General features: G+C 71.2%; 17 protein-coding genes. 5 read left to right on the plus strand and 12 right to left on the minus strand.

Annotated elements, in window-relative coordinates; translation table 11 throughout:
- Nucleotides 1-85: 85 nt before the first annotated feature.
- From ACYVLP_RS17165 to ACYVLP_RS17175, 3 genes are all read right to left on the minus strand, one after another.
- Nucleotides 86-1,696 (minus strand): cell envelope integrity protein TolA, encoded by a 1,611-nt coding sequence (locus ACYVLP_RS17165; RefSeq protein WP_460628548.1) that lies wholly within the window; start codon nucleotides 1,694-1,696, stop codon nucleotides 86-88.
- 306 nt (nucleotides 1,697-2,002) lie between these two features.
- Nucleotides 2,003-3,304 (minus strand): PhoH family protein, encoded by a 1,302-nt coding sequence (locus ACYVLP_RS17170; RefSeq protein ID WP_460628684.1) that lies wholly within the window; start codon nucleotides 3,302-3,304, stop codon nucleotides 2,003-2,005.
- 352 nt (nucleotides 3,305-3,656) lie between these two features.
- A complete protein-coding gene (locus ACYVLP_RS17175; protein WP_460628549.1) occupies nucleotides 3,657-4,418 on the minus strand; it encodes an isoprenyl transferase in 762 nt (253 codons plus the stop codon).
- A gap of 231 nt (nucleotides 4,419-4,649) precedes the next feature.
- On the opposite strand from ACYVLP_RS17175, the gene trhA reads away from it, so the two are divergent.
- Nucleotides 4,650-5,387 carry a PAQR family membrane homeostasis protein TrhA gene (gene trhA, locus ACYVLP_RS17180; RefSeq protein ID WP_460628550.1) on the plus strand — a complete coding sequence of 246 codons (738 nt, stop codon included), beginning with the start codon at nucleotides 4,650-4,652 and terminating at the stop codon, nucleotides 5,385-5,387.
- A 138-nt stretch (nucleotides 5,388-5,525) separates the two neighbouring features.
- Here trhA and ACYVLP_RS17185 read toward each other — a convergent pair whose 3' ends face one another.
- Together ACYVLP_RS17185 and mca are read right to left on the minus strand one after the other, a co-directional pair.
- Entirely contained in the window at nucleotides 5,526-5,804 is a 279-nt protein-coding gene (locus ACYVLP_RS17185; RefSeq protein WP_460628551.1) for a hypothetical protein, read from the minus strand.
- Nucleotides 5,804-7,051, minus strand: coding sequence for a mycothiol conjugate amidase Mca (gene mca, locus ACYVLP_RS17190; RefSeq protein WP_460628552.1), 1,248 nt, complete (start codon nucleotides 7,049-7,051; stop codon nucleotides 5,804-5,806). Before mca ends, ACYVLP_RS17185 begins: the two co-directional genes overlap by 1 nt.
- A gap of 78 nt (nucleotides 7,052-7,129) precedes the next feature.
- Between mca and ACYVLP_RS17195 the strand changes: the two genes are divergently transcribed.
- Complete coding sequence (locus tag ACYVLP_RS17195) at nucleotides 7,130-7,501, plus strand: DUF4307 domain-containing protein (RefSeq protein WP_460628553.1); 372 nt, start codon at nucleotides 7,130-7,132, stop codon at nucleotides 7,499-7,501.
- Nucleotides 7,502-7,730: 229 nt separating this feature from the next.
- Nucleotides 7,731-8,216 carry a transcription elongation factor GreA gene (gene greA / locus ACYVLP_RS17200; RefSeq protein WP_452271625.1) on the plus strand — a complete coding sequence of 162 codons (486 nt, stop codon included), beginning with the start codon at nucleotides 7,731-7,733 and terminating at the stop codon, nucleotides 8,214-8,216.
- Between the two features lie 810 nt (nucleotides 8,217-9,026).
- Here greA and ACYVLP_RS17205 read toward each other — a convergent pair.
- The 7 genes from ACYVLP_RS17205 to ACYVLP_RS17235 form a co-directional block, all read right to left on the minus strand.
- A complete protein-coding gene (locus ACYVLP_RS17205) occupies nucleotides 9,027-10,385 on the minus strand; it encodes a glutamate mutase L (RefSeq protein ID WP_460628554.1) in 1,359 nt (452 codons plus the stop codon).
- Between the two features lie 90 nt (nucleotides 10,386-10,475).
- The gene (locus ACYVLP_RS17210) at nucleotides 10,476-11,654 is read right to left on the minus strand and encodes a cystathionine gamma-synthase (RefSeq protein ID WP_460628555.1); all 1,179 of its coding nucleotides are present in this window, start codon (nucleotides 11,652-11,654) and stop codon (nucleotides 10,476-10,478) included.
- Between the two features lie 51 nt (nucleotides 11,655-11,705).
- Nucleotides 11,706-12,431 carry a response regulator gene (locus ACYVLP_RS17215; RefSeq protein WP_460628556.1) on the minus strand — a complete coding sequence of 242 codons (726 nt, stop codon included), beginning with the start codon at nucleotides 12,429-12,431 and terminating at the stop codon, nucleotides 11,706-11,708.
- The gene (locus ACYVLP_RS17220) at nucleotides 12,428-13,972 is read right to left on the minus strand and encodes a sensor histidine kinase (protein WP_460628557.1); all 1,545 of its coding nucleotides are present in this window, start codon (nucleotides 13,970-13,972) and stop codon (nucleotides 12,428-12,430) included. Before ACYVLP_RS17220 ends, ACYVLP_RS17215 begins: the two co-directional genes overlap by 4 nt.
- The gene (locus tag ACYVLP_RS17225; RefSeq protein ID WP_460628558.1) at nucleotides 13,969-14,436 is read right to left on the minus strand and encodes a hypothetical protein; all 468 of its coding nucleotides are present in this window, start codon (nucleotides 14,434-14,436) and stop codon (nucleotides 13,969-13,971) included. The genes ACYVLP_RS17220 and ACYVLP_RS17225 overlap by 4 nt, the downstream gene beginning before the upstream one ends.
- Before the next feature lie 20 nt (nucleotides 14,437-14,456).
- The gene (locus ACYVLP_RS17230) at nucleotides 14,457-14,591 is read right to left on the minus strand and encodes a hypothetical protein (RefSeq protein ID WP_460628559.1); all 135 of its coding nucleotides are present in this window, start codon (nucleotides 14,589-14,591) and stop codon (nucleotides 14,457-14,459) included.
- Nucleotides 14,592-14,728: 137 nt separating this feature from the next.
- Complete coding sequence (locus tag ACYVLP_RS17235; RefSeq protein ID WP_460628560.1) at nucleotides 14,729-15,733, minus strand: GNAT family N-acetyltransferase; 1,005 nt, start codon at nucleotides 15,731-15,733, stop codon at nucleotides 14,729-14,731.
- A 298-nt stretch (nucleotides 15,734-16,031) separates the two neighbouring features.
- Between ACYVLP_RS17235 and thrS the strand changes: the two genes are divergently transcribed.
- Together thrS and msrA are read left to right on the plus strand one after the other, a co-directional pair.
- Complete coding sequence (thrS, locus tag ACYVLP_RS17240; protein ID WP_460628561.1) at nucleotides 16,032-17,300, plus strand: threonine--tRNA ligase; 1,269 nt, start codon at nucleotides 16,032-16,034, stop codon at nucleotides 17,298-17,300.
- A 255-nt stretch (nucleotides 17,301-17,555) separates the two neighbouring features.
- Entirely contained in the window at nucleotides 17,556-18,233 is a 678-nt protein-coding gene (msrA, locus tag ACYVLP_RS17245; RefSeq protein ID WP_460628562.1) for a peptide-methionine (S)-S-oxide reductase MsrA, read from the plus strand.
- Nucleotides 18,234-18,252 lie beyond the last annotated feature (19 nt).

Consider the following 18,252-nt stretch of genomic DNA (forward strand, 5'->3'; position numbering starts at 1 on the left):
ATGCCGCCGGGGACACTCACTGCCCCCGGCGGCATACCGCGTGGGAGACCTGGCGGGTCAGAGCTGGCGGGTCAGGGCTGGCGGGTCAGTACCAGTGCGGGGAGCGGGCCTGCCACGTGGACCACGCGTTGCACGGGTTGCCGTAGGACTGCTCGATGTACCACAGCCCCCACTGGATCTGGGTGATCGGGTTGGTGCGGTAGTCGGAGCCGAACTGGCCCATCTTGCTGGCGGGCAGCGACTGGGGAATGCCGTACGCGCCCGAGCTGGAGTTCTCTGCGTTCCAGCGCCACCCGCTCTCACCGGTCCAGAGGTTGACCAGGCAGTTGTACTGCGCGTCGCTCGTCCAGCCGTGGTCGAGCATGAGGACGCGGGCGGCCGACTTCGGGTCGTTCCTCGCGTTCGCGATCGCACGCTTGCGCTCGCGCTCGAGCTCCGCGCGCCGCTCGGCCTCTCGGGCCTCGGCCGCCTTGCGCGCCGCCTCGGCCTTCTTCTTCGCCTCGAGCTCCTTGGCGGTCCGCAGGCCGGTCGCGGCGATCGCGGTGCGCCGCTCGTTGCGCGACACCGACGCGGCGGCGCGGTACGTCGTGTCGACGGTGGCCGCGCGGGCGAGCTCGTCGGTCTGGGCGACCACACCGGAGCCGACGACGAACGCGGCGGTGTCCGCGCCGATGAGGTTCGCCGACTTCGCGTACGCGAAGCCGGAGGCACCCAGGCCCAGGGCCAGCGTGCTGGCCAGGACTGGTCGGGCGACGTTGCGCTTCTTCGGAGGCCGCATCGAGCGGCGGGTCTGACGGGAGGGCGCCGAGGCGGACACGCCAGGCCCCTTGGGGACCGGGTGGTCGGCGGCCTCATGGTGAGCGGCGATCTCACGGTGGCGGCCACGCTGGTGGTCGTGGTGGCTGGGCTGCTCGTGGCGACCGGGCCCGTGACGCTCGGCCGAGCGGTGGTGGGCCGTGGCCTCCTGCGTGCGCTGAGCGGCGTCCCGCTCAGCGGTGTCTCGCTCGGCCTGCTCGCGTTGGGCGGCCTCGCGTTGGGCGGCCTCGCGTTGGGCGGCCTCGCGTTGGGCGGCCTCGCGTTGGGCGGCCTCGCGTTGGGCGGCCTCGCGTTGGGCGGCCTCGCGTTGGGCGGCCTCGCGTTGGGCCTGCTCGCGCTGGGCCTGCTCCAGCCGCGCGGCCTCTAGCCAGGCGGCCTCGCGCTGGGCCTGTGCCCGCTGCGCGGCTTCGCGCTGGCCCCGCTCGCGCTCGAGCTGCTCGCGCCAGGCGGCTTCCCGCTGGGCCTGCTCGCGCTGGGCCTGCTCGCGCTGGGCCTGCTCGCGCTGGGCCTGCTCGCGCTGGGCCTGCTCGCGCTGGGCCTGCTCGCGCTGGGCCTGCTCCCGCTGGGCCTGCTCGCGCTGGGCCTGCTCGCGGCGCAGGTCGGAGGCGTCCCGCTGTGGAGCGAGGGCCTCGAGGGGGGCGGCTGCTGCCTCGTGGTCCCAGTCCTCGTCGTGTGGACGGCTGTGCCAGCTGTTCGCGCGAGGCCGGCCGCTCTCACGTCGGTTGGACGCTGCCCGCTCGAGGTTGCTCGCCGACGGGCCGGTGCCCCACGCGTTGGGGCGTGCGGAGTCAGAGGATCGGGCCGGCCGGTCAACCGGCCCACGTCTCGTCTGGGTGGTCTCGGTCTGGGCGGTGCGATGGCGACCTTCGTACCGTGCCATGAAGTGAAGTCGGCCTTCCTTGACTTTCGCTGTCGGTTGCTCAGCGCGTGCGAAGCCAAGGGCCCAGCGGCGGAACGTCCGACCTTGTGGAGGGGGTTTTTCCCAGAACGACGCCGCTTCGCTGGACCCAGAGCGAGGCGGCTACCAGTCCGAGATCAATTGGCCAACACGGTGCCATCCGGATGGCCTGGAGGCAAGTCGACGTCCACCCCCAATTGTCGGGATCCGACCATCTCGGGCACTCGCCGGGCACGCGCAGACCCCGAGGCGTCGCCTCGGGGACCTGCGCGCAGAATGTGACTCAGGTCACGTGTCGATGCCCTCGAGCATGTCGGTCACCAGCGCCGCGATCGGGCTTCTCTCGCTTCTGGTGAGCGTGACGTGGGCGAAGAGCGGATGCCCCTTCAGCTTCTCGATCACCGCCGCCACGCCATCGTGGCGCCCGACCCGGAGGTTGTCGCGCTGCGCGACGTCGTGGGTGAGCACCACTTTGGAGTTCTGCCCGATCCGGGACAGGACGGTGAGCAGGACGTTGCGTTCGAGCGACTGAGCCTCGTCGACGATGACGAAGGCGTCGTGCAGCGACCGGCCGCGGATGTGGGTCAGCGGCAGCACCTCGAGCAGGCCCCGGTCCATCACCTCGTCGACCACCTCGGTCGACACGAGCGCCCCGAGCGTGTCGAACACCGCCTGGCCCCAGGGGTTCATCTTCTCCTGCTCGGTGCCGGGAAGGTACCCGAGCTCCTGCCCGCCGACAGCGAACAGCGGGCGGAAGACGAGGACCTTGCGCTGGACGCGACGCTCCATGACCGACTCGAGCCCGGCGCACAGCGCCAGTGCGGACTTGCCGGTGCCCGCGCGTCCGCCGAGGCTGACGATCCCCACGTCCGGGTCGAGCAGCAGGTCCAGGGCGATCCGCTGCTCCGCGCTGCGGCCGTGCAGGCCGAATGCGTCGCGGTCGCCGCGCACGAGGCGGATCTGCTTGTCGGCCCCGACCCGGCCCAGGCCGCTGCCGCGGGGCGAGAGCAGGACCAGCCCGGTGTGACAGGGCAGCTCGGCCGCACCGGCGTGCTCGATCCGGCCCCGCTCGTAGAGATGGTCGAGCTCGTCGACGGTGAGCTCGAGCTCCTGCATGCCCGTCCAGCCGGAGTCGATGCCCTGCTCGTGGCGGTACTCCTCGGCGTCGAGCCCGCAGGCGGACGCCTTGACCCGCATCGGCAGGTCCTTGGACACCACGGTGACGTCCGCGCCCTCGTCGGCGAGGTTCTTGGCAACGGACAGGATCCGGGTGTCGTTGTCGCCCAGGCGGAAACCAGCCGGCAGCGCACTGGGGTCGGTGTGGTTCAGCTCCACCCTCAAGGTGCCGCCGGCATCGCCCACCAGCACGGGATGGTCGAGCCGGCCCTCGCTGATGCGCAGGTCGTCGAGCAGGCGCAGCGCCTGACGCGCGAAGTATCCGAGCTCCGGATGGTGCCGCTTGCCCTCGAGCTCGGTCACCACCACGACGGGGAGGACCACCTCGTGCTCGGCGAACCGCAGCATGGCGCGCGGGTCCGAGAGCAGCACCGACGTGTCGAGCACGTAGGTCTTGTGCTGAGGTGTTCGCATCCGGGTCGTGCTCGGTGCGGTTCGCGTGCGGGCTGACGCTTCGCGTGTCGTGGACTTGGTGGCGGTGTCGGACGAGACCGATCTCTTCGTAGCCATTCCCACTCCTAGGCGGCGCGCGCTCCGCGCGCCTACTCGCTCACGAGATGCCGGGCGGTGGCCACCAGAGGGAGGCGAACGGCCCGGCCCTCCGTTCTGAGCGATAGCTCCATCGGTGGGCCTCCTGGCAGCGAGGACGGATGTCCTGCGCTGCTTCGACGGTACGTCTTCCGGAGGCCCCGCCGGCGGATTAGCGGCTCGTGTCGTCAGAGTTCACAGACTGTTTACACCGCCGTCGAGGGGCCCGCGCTCGAGGTCAGGTGCCGTAGCGACGGTGCCGGCCGGCATACGCCCTCAGGGCGCGCAGGAAGTCGACGTGGCGGAAGTCCGGCCAGTAGGCCTCGCAGAAGTAGAACTCGGACGTCGCGCTCTGCCACAGCAGGAAGCCGCCGAGCCGCTGCTCTCCCGAGGTGCGGATGACGAGGTCGGGGTCGGGCTGGCCCTTGGTGTAGAGGTGGCTCGCGATGTCGTCGGCGGTCAGCCCCTCGGCGATCTGCTCGATCGTCTCTCCGGCGGCGGCCCGGGCCAGGAGCAGGTCGCGGACGGCGTCAGCGATCTCGCGACGGCCGCCGTAGCCGACAGCGACGTTGACCGTCATGCCGTCGACACCCTTGGTCCGCTCCGCCGACTCGGTCAGACTCGCCGCGGTGTGCGCGGGGAGCAGCTCGAGGGCCCCGACGATGGTGAGCCGCCAGTTTCCGGTGTCGGCCAGGTCGGACACGGCCGTCTCGATGATCTTGAGCAGGGGCTCCAGCTCGTCCTGGGCGCGCTTGAGGTTGTCGGTGGACAGCAGCCAGAGCGTGACGTACTGGACGCCCGCGTCCCGGCACCACTCGAGGAGCTCCTCGATCTTGTCGGCGCCGGCCTGGTGGCCCGTGGCCGTGCCCTCGCCGCGCGCCTTGGCCCAACGGCGGTTGCCGTCGAGCATGACCGCCACGTGGCGCGGCAGCGACTCCTTGGGGAGGTTCTTGAGGACCTGGCGCTCGTACGCGCCATAGACCACGTCGCGCCACCCCACGGGGCCTCCTCGTCGACTGGGTCGCTTCGCCGGTCACGACGTCGCCCGTCACGTCGTCGCCGGTCAGGTCTGGACGGCTCCGATCGGGCCGCGGTCCCACGGTACCCCGCGGTCCCATGAGGCGAGCGAGGCATCGGTGGGGCGGTCGCGCCGCCACCGAGGGGTATGCCGTTCGACACGTCGAAAACCTACGTTGCCGTAACCTACGCTTCCGTAGGTTACACTCGCGCCATGGACCGCCGACCCGAAGAGCACACCGACCCGTCCACTCCGGTCCGGGGTCAGGAGCGCGAATCCGCAGGCCCCGTCGCGGGTCTGGTCGCCAGTGTCAAGCCGCGGCTGCGCGGCTGGCTCCACCTCGGGATGTTCCCTGTCGCCCTGCTGGGCGGGCTCGTCCTGGTGCTCTTCTCGAATGCCGGAGCGGTACGCAACGCCTTGCTCATCTTCACGGTCAGCGCGGCACTGCTCTTCGGAGTGTCCGCGATCTACCACCGCGGCACGTGGGGACCAAAGGCCACCGCCTTCCTCAAGCGGATGGACCACTCGAACATCTACCTCATCATCGCCGGGACCTACACACCCTTCGCGGTGACGCTGCTGCCGTCCGACCAGGCCCGCATCCTGCTCTCGGTGATCTGGGCCGGCGCCATCGCCGGGGTCGTCTTCCGGGTGTTTTGGGTGAGCGCACCCCGCTGGCTCTACACCGCTCTCTACATCGCGCTCGGCTGGGCCGCGATCTTCTACGTCGTGCCGTTCTGGCGCACCGGCGGCCCGCTCATCGGCTCGCTCATCGCCCTCGGAGGCATCCTCTACACGGTGGGCGGCGTCATCTACGGCACCAAGCGGCCGAACCCGTCCCCCCGGTGGTTCGGGTTCCACGAGGTGTTCCACGCGTTCACGGTCGGCGGGTTCGCCTCCCACTTCGCGGCCGTCGCGCTCGCCGTGATCGGCTACCAGGCCGCCACCTAGAACGTCGTCGAGTGGCGTCCCCATGAGTCGAGTGGCCGCGTCGTCACACCCCCTCCTGCCTAACAGTGGCCTTGTGTGGGACCGGTGTGACGACGCGGCCACTCGACGGTGGGTAGTGGGTCGCTGGAGTGCAGAGACCTAGGAGCGAGCTCGACCGTCGGACGGGGCCTCGCCCTCGGCGCCGTCGCTCTCCGGATGGTCACCCTCGGCGGGCCGGTCCGCCCCGGCCTCCTCGGAGTGCTCGCCGCCGGGTGTGGTCAGCGAGTCGGCCTCGGTCTCCTCACGGTCGCGGTAGGCCATCCGCCGGAGCCGGGCGTTCATGTTGCGCACCAGGAACCACAGGGCCACCGCGAGCACGAAGAAGGCGATGAAGCCCCAGATGCCGGGGCCGATCGGAAGGGTGCCGCCGCCGCTCATCAGGCCTCCTGCCCCGTGCCGCCGTGGGAGCCGGAACGTTCCTCGGAATGCGTCTCGGAATGCGTGTCAACGTGGGTCTCCGCACTGTCGCCACTGTCGCCACTGTCGCCACTGTCGCCCTCGACCGTGTCGCTCTCGGACGGGACCAGGGCGATCTCGGGCGCGGCCGACTCCCTGAGGCGCCCGTCGTGGACGACGGCCAGGCCCGTGCTCGTGGCGAGCGCGTCCGCCGCGGCCGGGCTGTCGAAGCCCGCGAACAGGTCGTCCTCCCCATCCGCGATTGGCACGTAGGACAGGGCAGCCTCGAACTCCTCGAAGCCCCACACCTTCCGCTGGATCTCCAGAGGCACCTGGAACCAGAAGCCGTCGGGGTCGATCTGGGTGGCGTGGGCGAGCAGCGCACGGTCCCGGGTCTCGAAGTGGGCGCCGCAGTCGATCGTCGTCGTGGGGCGCCCCGCCCGGCGCGGCTTCCAGTTGGCCAGCCACTCGGCATACGGGCTCTCGAGTCCCGCCTCGAGCATGGCGTCGTGGATGCGCGTCAGGCGCTCCTTGTTCCACCCGCCGTTGTAGTAGATCTTGAGCGGCTGCCACGGCTCGCCCGCGTGCGGGAACCGCGCCGGGTCACCCGCGGCCTCGAACGCCGCCATCGCGACCGTGTGGCACATGATGTGGTCGGGGTGGGGGTAGCCGCCCTTCTCGTCGTACGTCGTCATGACGTGCGGGCGCCAGGCCCGGATCACGCGCACGAGCGCCTCGGTGGTCACCTCGAGGTCCTCCAGCGCGAAGCAGCCCGGCGGCAGGGGTGGGAGCGGGTCGCCCTCGGGCAGGCCCGAGTCGACGAAGCCCAGCCAGGTGTGCTCGCAGCCGAGAACCTCCTGGGCCGCCTTCATCTCGTCGCGCCGCACCTGGGCGAGGTCGCGCAGGATGTGCGGGTCGTTCTTGAGCTTCTCGTTGAGGATGTCACCGCGCTCGCCGCCGGTGCACGAGACGACCATGACGGACGCCCCCTCGGCGACGTACTTCGCCGTCGTCGCGGCGCCCTTGCTCGACTCGTCGTCGGGGTGCGCGTGCACCGCCATCAACCGCATGCCCTTGGCCACGTGGCTCCCTGGTCGTTCCATCACGTCTGTCGTGTCGTCCGTCGTGTCGTCTGTGGTGTCGCTGCCCGGCGCCGCACGCCGGCTGGCGGCGTCGCTCGGTGACGTCACCGGCCGATGGCCGGGCGCCGCATCGGGCCGTCCCTGCATGGGGGACACTTGACCCGTTCGCCATCCTCTCACTCCCCCGCGGCGCCCCACGCCCGGGCTCGACCCGCCAGGACCCGTATGCCGTCCCGCACGACCCTGCCCCGCCCCGCTCCCGGCACGACCAAGTGGTGGGTCATCGGCACCCTCGGCATCGCGGCGGGCATCGCGCTCGCCGTGTGGTTCGGACTGTCGGCCACGCTCGGGCAGCCGAGCTGGCAGACGACCGGCTACAAGGTCGTCGACGACCAGAACGTCCGCGTCACCTTCGAAGTCAGCCGACCCGGTGGCAAGGCACTGACCTGCACCGTCGAGGCTCTTGCGCGCGACTTCAGCGTGGTCGGCACGAGCGAGGTCCGGGTCCCGGCGAGCAGCGACGAGACCTCGACCCAGACCGCGAGCCTGCGCACCACCTCGCGGGCCGTCACCGGCCAGGTCCGCACCTGCTCCTGACGGTCTGACCTGCCGATTCAAGGCTGTCAGGCGTCCGCGGACGGTCCCCCGGGTAAACGGCGAACTACGTGAATGCAACCTCACTTTGTTATCCTGGTTGCTTCACCAAGGGTCCGGACCCGTCGCCAGCCGGCAACACGAGTCGGCGACAACACGGTCGGGCCCTTCAGTTATGTAGGCGCCCACGCGAGCACCGCGTGGGCGTCGGTCCATCCAAGGAGTGACAACAGTGACCGAGACTGCCGCTGGCTTCCTGACCAAGGAGGCCTATGACCGCCTCAAGGCGGAGCTCGACCAGCTGACGGGCGAAGGTCGCATCGATATCGCGCGCAAGATCGAGGAGGCCCGCGAGGAGGGCGACCTCAAGGAGAACGGCGGGTACCACGCCGCGCGCGAGGAGCAGGGCAAGATGGAGGCCCGCATCCGCCAGCTCACCGAGCTGCTGCACAATGCGACGATCGGCGAGACCCCTGCTGACGACGGCATCGTCGAGCCCGGCATGGTCGTGACCGTCGAGATCTTCGGCGACGAGGAGACCTTCCTGCTCGGCAACCGCGAGATCGCGGACGGGTCCGACCTGCAGGTGTTCTCCGAGAAGTCGCCGATGGGCGCCGCCGTCAACGGCAAGAGCGTCGGCGACAAGACGTCCTACGAGGCGCCGAACGGCAAGACGATCGCTGTGACGATCCTCGCCGCAAAGCCGTACACCGGCTGAGCCTCGCGCCACACCGCACGGGCCGGGTCTCCTCAGGGGACCCGGCCCCGCGCATTTCGGGCGCCTTCACCCGCTCGGTCGAGTGGGCGCTCAGCCCCACCAGCCCCACCAGCCGGGGCCGTCCGTGGGACGGGAGTGACCAGTGGGACGGCGCGCCCACTCGACCGCGCGAACTGACCCGCCACCCTCACAAGTCGAGTGGGCGCTCAGCCCCACCAGCCCCACCAGCCGGGGCCGTCCGTGGGACGGGAGTGACCAGTGGGACGGCGCCCACTCGACCGCGCGAACTGACCCGCCACCCTCACAAGTCGAGTGGGCGCTCAGCCCCACCAGCCCCACCAGCCGGGGGCCGTCCGTGGGACGGGAGTGACCAGTGGGACGGCGCGCCCACTCGACCGCGTGAACTGACCCGCCACCCTCACAAGTCGAGTGGGCGCCCAGCCCCACCAGCCCCACCAGCCGGGGCCGTCCGTGGGACGGGAGTGACCAGTGGGACGGCGCGCCCACTCGACCGCGTGACTGACCCGCCACCCTCACAAGTCGAGTGAGCGCTCGGCCCCACCAACCCCACCAGCCGGGGCCGTCCGTGGGATGGGAGTGACCAGTGGGACGGCTCGCCCACTCGACCGCGCGAACTGACCCGCCACCCTCACAAGTCGAGTGAGCCGCCCAGCCCCACCAGCCCCATCAGCCCGGGGCCGTCCGTGGGACGGGAGTGACCAGTGGGACGGCTCGCCCACTCGACCGCGCGAACTGACCCGCCACCCTCACAGGTCGAGTGAGCGCCCAGCCCCACCAGCCCCACCAGACTCAGTGGCTGAGGACCTGCTGGGCGACCCTTCGGGCGATGCCCGGGTCCCGTTCGGCGAGCAGCCCCGCCGCGAACAGCAGGTATGCCGTGTCGACGCTCGCGCGCGCCGCGCGCGGCACCTTCCAGCCTCCGGCGTGGTCGCCGAGCACCGCCCCGAGCACCTCGTCGCGACCTGCGGCGTCGGTGTATCGCAGGACGCCTCCAGAGCCGACCAGGGTGGTGACGTTCGCCAACGGCCGAGGTGACTCGGTGGGCTGGGCGGGCCGGGCGTGGCGGCGCACGGCGACGAGGGCCGCCAGCCGGGCCAGCTCCAGGTCGAGGGCCCGTTCGCGGTCGTCGACGGGAAGTGAGCCCGGGCACTCGTGGACGCGGACGGCATACGCACGCACGGCGTCGGCGTCCGCGACGGAGTCGAGCAGCCGCTCGGCCTCGGCCGCCTCGATGACGCCGAGCGAGTTCCAGCGCATGCCGAGGTCGCCCTCGACGGTGCGCGCATGCCACAGCGGGGCGACGACGTCCTTGCGCAGCGAGGCGTCCTCGCCCTCGGGGGTGAGGCACGAGTAGACGTCGGTCGTCGCGCCGCCGATGTCGACGACCATGACGTCGCCGTCCGCGACCTCAGCGAGTGCCTCGACCCCGCGCAGGACGACGTCGGGCGTGGCGGCCTCGACCATGTCGCCGAACGCGCTGTCGCGCGAGAGCCCCTTGCCGCCGATCACGTGGCGCAGGAACGCCTCACGGATCGCGGCTCGCGCCGACTCGGGTGCGATGACCCCGATCTGCGGGAGGACGTTGGCCGCGGGGATGGTCGGGCGGGCCGTCGTGGCCAGCACGCCGATCGCCTCGTCGCGGGCGTCCAGGTTGCCGGCGACCACGACGGGCACCGCGTGCGCGCCGTGTCCACCGATCGCACCCTTGGCCAGACGAGCGGCGTTGTGCAGCAACACGTTCGAGTTGCCACCGTCGGTGCCTCCGACGAGCAGGAGGATGTCGGGCCGAACTGCGCGGATGTCGGCGACGTCGCGCGTGGTCAGCTCACCCGCCGCGACATGCACGACCTTGGCGCCGGCCGACAGGCCCACGCGATGGCCGGCCTGCGCGGTGACGGTGCGTTCATAGCCGACGACCGCCAGACGCAGCCCTCCTCCCGCGCTGGAGCACGCGTGCACCACCGCCTCAGCCGGCACCCCGAGCCGTGCCCGCAGCGTCCGGTAGCCGTCGAGGATGTCGCCTCGGCCGGTCGCCGACGCCTGCGGCCCGGTCGTCGGTGTCGACGCGGTCCCGATGACGGTCCCATCGTCGGCGAGCAGGGCGCCCTTGGTGAACGTCGACCCGAAGTCGACAGCGAGAATCGTCATGCGTGAGTCGTATGCCGTCTGTGTGCGTGGATGCGGTGGGTGTGCGTATGCCGTGTGGCGGGGTGTCGCGCGAGCGCCAGTCGTGCCGGCTCAGCCGTGGATGTCCAGCGCCTCGCGGAGGTCTGCGATGAGGTCGTCGACGTCCTCGATGCCGACGGAGAGCCGGATCAGGTCGGCGGGCACCTCGAGTTCGGTGCCGGCGACCGACTGGTGGGTCATCCGTGCCGGGTGCTCGATGAGCGCCTCGACGCCACCGAGCGACTCACCGAGGGTCCACAGCTGCACGGTGCCACAGGCCTTGACCGCGGCATCCTCGCCACGGCGCATCCGGAAGGACACCATGCCGCCGAAGCGCTTCATCTGCCGCGCGGCGACGTCGTGGTTCGCGTGCGTCGCCAGACCCGGGTAGAGGACCTGCGACACACCGTCATGGCTCTCGAGGAACTCGACGACCTTCTCGGCGTTGTCGCAGTGGCGCTCCATGCGGACGGCGAGCGTCTTGAGCCCTCGCAGCGTGAGCCACGAGTCGAACGGACCCGCGACTCCACCAATACTGTTCTGGTGAAAGGCGATTCGCTCCTCCGCATCGTCGTATCCTGCCACGGCGATGGACGGCGCCGTCACGACAGCCCCACCGACGACGTCACTGTGCCCACCGGCATACTTGGTCGTCGAGTGGGTGACGATGTCCGCGCCGAGCGCGATCGGGCTCTGCAGGTAGGGCGTCGCGAAGGTGTTGTCGACGACGAGGACCGCGCCCGCCTCGTGCGCGATGGCCGCGATCGCCTCGATGTCGGCGATGCCGAGCAGCGGGTTGGTCGGCGTCTCGACCCAGACCATCCTGGTGCGGCCCGGAACGATCGCCGAGCGCACCGAGTCGAGGTCCCCCATGTGCGCGATCGAGTGGTCGATGCCCTGGGGCCCCGCGACCCGGTTGAAGTACCGGTACGTGCCGCCATAGGCGTCGTTCGGGACGACCACGTGGTCGCCGGGCACCAGCAGCGCCCGCGCCACCGTGTCCTGACCGGCAAGACCCGAGGCGAACGCGAAGCCCCGGCTGCCGCCCTCGAGTGCGGCGACGCACTCCTCCAGGGCCGTCCGGGTGGGGTTCGCCGACCGGCTGTACTCATACCCGTTGCGGAAGCCGCCGATGCCGTCCTGCTTGTACGTCGACACCTGGTAGATCGGCGGGACCACGGCACCCGTCTGGGCGTCCGCCTCCTGGCCGGCGTGGATGGCGCGCGTGGAGAAGCCGTGCTCGTCAGACATGCTGCCGAGCCTATGCCACGGGTGTCGGGCCGGCCCGCGGGCTCCGACCGGTCAGGCGATGCCGTGGTCGCGGGCCCACAGGGCCGCGGACGTGCGGTCCGCCACGCCGATCTGGCGAAAGACGTTGCCGAGGTGCACCTTGACGGTGCGCTCGCTGATCCCGAGCGCGCGGGCGATCTGCTTGTTCGCCAGACCCTTCGCGACGTGGGCCAGCACCTCGCGCTCGCGGCGGCTGAGCCCGTCGCGAGCGCGCTCGCCCGAGTCACCGGGACTCACAGGACCACGGCTGTCGACCGGCCCGTCGAGGTCTCCCATCTGAGCGGACCAGGCCGCACTGAACCCGGCGTCTCGGACCGAAGCGCGGGCCTCCACCGGGAGCAGGGCACGCGCAACCCGCGCATCGATCGGGGCGTGCCCGGCCGCAGCGGATCGGATCGCGGCGACGACGTCGTTCGGCTCGCTGTCCTTGAGCAGGTACCCGACAGCTCCAGCCCTCAAGGCCGAGTCCACCCGCTCGCGCTCGGCGAACGACGTCAGCACGACCACGGGCGCGCTCGAGCCCGCCGCTCGAAGCCGCCGGATCGCCTCGACGCCGTCCACGCCCGGCATCGACAGGTCCATGACGACGACGTCCGGCTGCACGCGCGCCACGACCTCGACCGCCTCGGCACCGTCGCCCGCCTCGCCGACGACGGTGATGCCCTCGACCGACTCGATGATGGAGCACAGCCCGGCACGCACCAGCCGGTGGTCGTCGACGATGACGACGGAGGTCACCGCCCCACCCCCGTCCTCAGCTCCAGCCGCCACGTCGTCCCCTCCCCCGGTGCGGACCACACTGAGAGCACGCCGCCGATGTCTGCGGCGAGGTCGGTGAGGACTCGGATCCCGAAGTGTCCCTCGCGGCGGACCACATCGTCGAGGTCGAAGCCGACCCCGTCGTCGGCGACGACCAGGGTGGTGGCCCGCTCACCCGGCCGGGCGGCATACGTCGGCGCGTCGCGCAGCGAGAGCGTGACGGATCGCGCGCTGGCGTGGCGGACCACGTTGCGCAGGCACTCGCGTGCCACTCGGTGGACGACCTGCTGTTCAGCTCCGGAGAGCTGCCCGGCCAATTCCGGGTCGATGGTCGTGGTGACCGCGACACCGCGGCTCGTGAGTGGCCGCGCCAGGTCACCCAGCGCGGCCGCCAGCCCGGCGTCGGCGATGCGGGCCGGGTAGAGGTCTACGAGCAGCGAGCGCAGGCTTGCGATGCTCGACCGCACGGTCATGGCAGCGTCGTCGATGCGGTCGGCGAGCGCGTGGTCGCCCCGCCGGCGCGTCGCAGCACCGACGCCGCTCACCGCGAGCGAGCTCGCGACGAGGTCCTGGACCGGCCCGTCGTGCAGGTCGGCGGCGATCCGGCGACGCTCCGAGTCCGACGCGGCGACGGCTCGCTGGAGAAGGTCCTCCCGTTGGCTGCGGGCGGCCTCCAGCCGGTCGAGCAGCCGCCAGATCACCGGAGCCAGGAGCACGACGAGCAGCAGCAGGGCGCTGGTGAGCAGCCCGGCGAGCCCGCGCCAGAGGTCGAACGCGCGCGCCTGCACGGGCGCGTAGTCGCCGTAGACCTCGAAAAGGAGCTCGGTGCCGGACGGCGTCCACACGGGGCGGTAGACCTCGAGCAGCTTGCCGCCGTAGCGCTCGAACTCGTTCTCGCTGCGGTCGAGGTCCGACACCTCTGCGGCCGTGCGCGGGTCCGCGAGCGCCTCACGTTGTTCGGTGCCGAGGGGGAACTGCTGCCCGACCAGCCGCTGCTCGTCGGCGTAGACGATCGTCCCGTCGGGCCGCCACAGCTTGACGCGCACGATCCCGGCGGGCAGGACGTTGGCGCGCACGATGCGGTCGAGGTTCGCGTATGCCGTCTCGTCGCCTGTGAGGAGCCCGTCCGTCAGCGCGGGCTGGACGACACTCAGTGCGAGCAGGTTGGTCGTCGTGGCGACGTCGTTCACCGCCTCCCGCTCGGCCAGTCGGCTGGCCGCGAAGGAGGTGCCGACGAGGATCGCGACCACGAGCGCGAGGGCGGTCAGGCCGAGGCGGACCAGGATCCCGCGACGACTGGGCAGCGGCGGGCTTGCCGTCGGTGCGGCGGTCCCGTCGGTCAGGACCCGGTACGTCGTCAGGTCGCTTGCACCGGATCCGCCTGGCGCCGTGGCTGGTTCGCCAGCTGGTGCACCCGCAGGGGTGCCGGTCGGAGGCCCGCTTGGCTCAGGTCGCGAGGGCACGACGACGGGCACCGGGACGGTGTCCGCGGTGCCCTCGGACCGTGGGCCGGTGTTCACGGGCGACTGTCGTCCGGGTGGGTGTCGTCGGAGCCGTGACCGCCCGAGCCGCTGGACCGTCCGGACGTCCCGGATCCGGATGACGACGTTCCCGATGCCCCCGAGGGCGAGCGCCCGCCGTGATCGTCGCCCGCCTCCGGGGCCTTGGCTGTGCGCAGCCCGCCATGGTCATCGCCGGGCTCCGGCGCGCGGGTCGTGCGCAGCCCGCCATGGTCGTCGCCAGGCTCGGGCGCGCGGGTCGTGCGCAGCCCGCCATGGTCGTCACCCGGCTCCGGCTCGCCGGAGCGCGAGGACTGGGGTGTGCTGGTTCCGTGGGTCGGTGACGGGTCGTCCAGCGGCACGAGCTGAGCAGATGCCGGGACCGGTGTGGGCACGCTGTGCGAGAACGTCGCGTTGCCGACGAGGCCGACGGATGCTGGTACGAGCGCGGCGGCCAGGGCCGCTCCGAGTGCGAGACGTCGCATGGTTCCCTCTCCCTTCCAGCTCAGCCTGCGTAGGTCACGGCGTCGCGGAGCGCGGCCGCGACCCGAATGTCTGTGGCGAGGACACTGGTGACGTCCTGGACGACGACGAGGTTGTCCGAGATGTTCACTCGGTCAGTGGCGTGGTGGGTCTGCATGTGAAACCTCCTGGGTCCTGCCGCCGGATGCCCGGCGGGCTGCGGTCTGGTGTGGTCTCACGGTGCGTCGACCGGGTGGGCAGACGCTATCGGGCATTGGTCCTAGTACCTCCGGTCGGGCACCGTACCTCCGGCGGTCACAGGTCCTTGGCCCACTCCCTCGACCAGCCGGCGACCCGGAATCCCAGCTGTCGGTTGATCGCGATCATGTGGGCGTTCGTATCCGCGTTCCAGGTGTGCACGCCCCGGACGGCAGGCTTCTCGCTCTGCAGCGCTCGCAGGTTGGCGACCTTCATGGCGAGCCCGAGGGCGTGGCCACGGTGCTCGCGCAGCACGAGCGTGTCGGTCTGGATCGCAAAGTCGGGCATGCTCGGACGGACGACGAGGTCAGTGAAGCCCACGAGATGGCCCGACGGGACATGCCGCGCCACCGACTCGACGGCCCAGATCGGGCTCGGCGTGTTCCACAGCCGCCTGACCCGGTCGGCATCCCAGTCCTCCTCGTCGAGGTCGATGTCGCCGGTGGGCGCGTCGGTGCTCATGCGCCGCGACAGCAGGGCACGGTCCTCGAGCCATTCCTCCGGGAGGCCGTCGACGGCTGTCTCGATGACGTATGCCGCCGGGTCGAGGTCCGGCGCGAACGTGGCCAGCCGCTTGTCGTCCAGCGGGAGAACGAGCCTCTGCCTGAGGTCGACCTGCGTGGTCCGGTAACCCCGCGCCAGCGCGAACTCCGTTGCCGCGTCGCCTGATTCGACCGGTGACTCGGTGTGGTCGTGGACCCGAGTGCACCCCTCGTCGCGAAGCACCTGCTCGCAGTGGGCGAGAAGCATCGAGCCCAGACCTCGACGCCGGTGGGCGGGGTCGACCGAGAGCCAGATGCCGCCGGTCTCGGCGTTCTCGCGCGTGTGCCGGACGGTCTGGGCCGCCGCGACCGGCATACGGTCGTCACCGTCGCCGAGCCAGATCCCGAACGACCTGCGGGCCTCGGCACGGCGTGGCGCGATGTCGAGGATCTCCTCGATCCCGATCTGCTGGGCGTCCTCGCCCCAGCTGTGACGGCTGGCGGTGTTGTGGACCGCAACCCAGGCCTCGCTGACCGGGTCGCCGGGCGCGAGGTCGATCTCCTCGACGTGCAGGCTCATGGCACACATCCTCGCGAAGCCGCGCGCGCACCAGCCACGCCTTTTCCCAGCCGGCACGTCGACGCAACACACCCGGCAACGGCATACCTCGGCGGTTGTTTCCGGCGGGATTTGCGTTTGCTCGGTATGTTCCCGGGCACCTACCCTCGGAACATGTTCCGCCAGCAGCAGACGACGACGCCGGATCCCTCCGGCGCATCGATGCTGCACTGAGCCTCACTGCTCACCCATCGCCCCGGAGTCGGCTCCCGGGCGATGCGGCCAGGGTCCGACGGGGCCCGACCACCTGGAGCCGACCATGGACCAACCCAATCCGGGCGACGACCTCGCCGATCTGCCCGACCATCGGGTCGTGAACCGCGACCTCGACGTCTTCGCCACCAACCCGCTCGCCGGGTCCGGCCTGCCGCTCTGGCTGCCTGCGGGTGCGGTGATCCGGTCCGAGCTGGAGCGCCTCGCCAAGGACCTCGCCGACCGCGACGGCTGCGTCGGCGTCTACTCGCCCGTCCTCGGCAAGCGTGCCTTGTTCGAGCGCTCGGGGCACTGGACCAAGTTCGCAGACGACATGTTCCCGACCATGCTGGTCGGTGACGACGAGCTCGTGCTGCGTCCCGCGAACTGTCCGCACCACGCCCTCATCTACGCCGCGCGCCGTCACTCGTACCGGGAGCTGCCATTGCGCCTCAACGAGCTGGCACCGATGTTCCGTGCCGAGCGCTCGGGCGTCGTCTCGGGACTGACCCGGGTGCGCCAGATCAGCCTCGACGACACCCACGTGTTCTGCCGGCCCGACCAGGCCGGTGACGAGGCGGCCCGCGGGCTGCGCACCGCGCTGGAGGCGCAGCGCATCCTCGGCCTGCCTGTGGACCACGTGCGGCTGTCGATGCGAGACGACTCCGACGCGTGGCTCGGCACCCGCGAGCAGTGGGCCCAGGCTGAGGCCGCGCTGCGCGAGTCGGGTCGCGCGATCCTCGAGGCTGATGGGCTGCCACTCGTCGAGGCACCCGGCGAGGCTGCCTTCTACGGCCCGAAGTTCGATCTGCAGGTCTACGACTCCCGAGGGCGCGAGGAGACCATCGCGACCGTCCAGATCGACTTCAACCAGCCCGAGAGCTTCGACCTGAGCTACCACGGCGAGGACGGCGAGCAGCACCGTGTCGTCATGATCCACCGCGGCACCGTCGGGTCGATGGAGCGCGTGGTCGCTGCGCTCCTCGAGCGCTACGACGGGCGTATGCCGCTCTGGCTGGCTCCCGTCCAGGTGGCCGTCCTCCCGGTGTCAGCGGAACAGGACGAGGCCGCTCGGTCGCTGGTCGAGGTGATGCGCGGCCATGGCGTCCGGGTCGAGCTGGTCTGCGACGACTCCCTCGGGGCGCGCGTCCGGGAGGCCCGTCGGCGCCGCGTCGCGCTCGTTGCCGTGATCGGAGAGAGGGAGGCGGCGGAGGGCAGCGTGCAGGTCACCGACGTCGCCGCCGGCTTCCGCGGCGTGCTCCCGGCGGCCCGGCTCGTGGACCGGGTCCTCGACGCCCGAGCCCAGCGGCGCCGGCTGGTCACCTGGGACGCCTGACCGCCCTCCCCCTACGGCCCCCTCTCAGGCAACACACCCGGAAACCTGCAGCTCCGCATAGTTGCAACTAGGGCGAGCTGACGACTTCCGGGTGTGTTGCGGAACCGGAGCGGGACCTTGGGACACGGCGGGGCCGGACCCGGGGACGGGCCGGGCGGCATACGGGGGTGGGGTGCGGCGTTACACAGACGCAAGGACGGCTACGAGCAAGGATGTGACACTGGAATGGTGTTCGGATTCGGCAGGAAGACCACGATGCCCACCCGCGACGAGGCGCTGCGCGGACGCGACGAGAGGCCGTTCGCCGTGAACCCGACGCACGTCGTCCTCGGCACCCCCATCGACGGGCCCTGGCCCGACGGTTCCGAGGTGATCTACGTGGCGATGGGCTGCTTCTGGGGTGTCGAGCGGATCTTCTGGCGGCAGCCCGGGGTGATCGCGACGGCGGTCGGCTACATGGGCGGCTTCACCCAGAACCCCACCTACGAGGAGACCTGCACCGGCCTCACCGGCCACGCCGAGACGGTCCGCGTCGTCTACGACCCCACGAAGACGTCGCCCGAGATGCTGCTCAAGGCGTTCTGGGAGAACCACGACCCGACGACGGCCAACCGGCAGGGCAACGACATCGGCACGGCATACCGCTCGGCGATCTACTGGACGACGCCTGGGCAGGAGGCCGCGGCGCTGGCCACCCGCGACGCCTTCCAGGAGGTGCTCCACGACAACGGCTACGGCGAGATCACCACGGAGATCCGCTCGGCCAAGGACGCCGGGCCCTTCTACCTCGCCGAGGACTACCACCAGGGGTACCTCCACAAGAACCCCGGCGGCTACTGCAACCACGGCCCCAACGGCATGACCTGCCCGGTCGGCATCGTCCGCCAGGACCAGCTGCCCGCCCAGCAGGAGATCGCGCCGCCGGTGCAGTGACGGCGCCCGCCGCCCACAC

It is taken from the genome of Intrasporangium mesophilum, assembly GCF_054783095.1.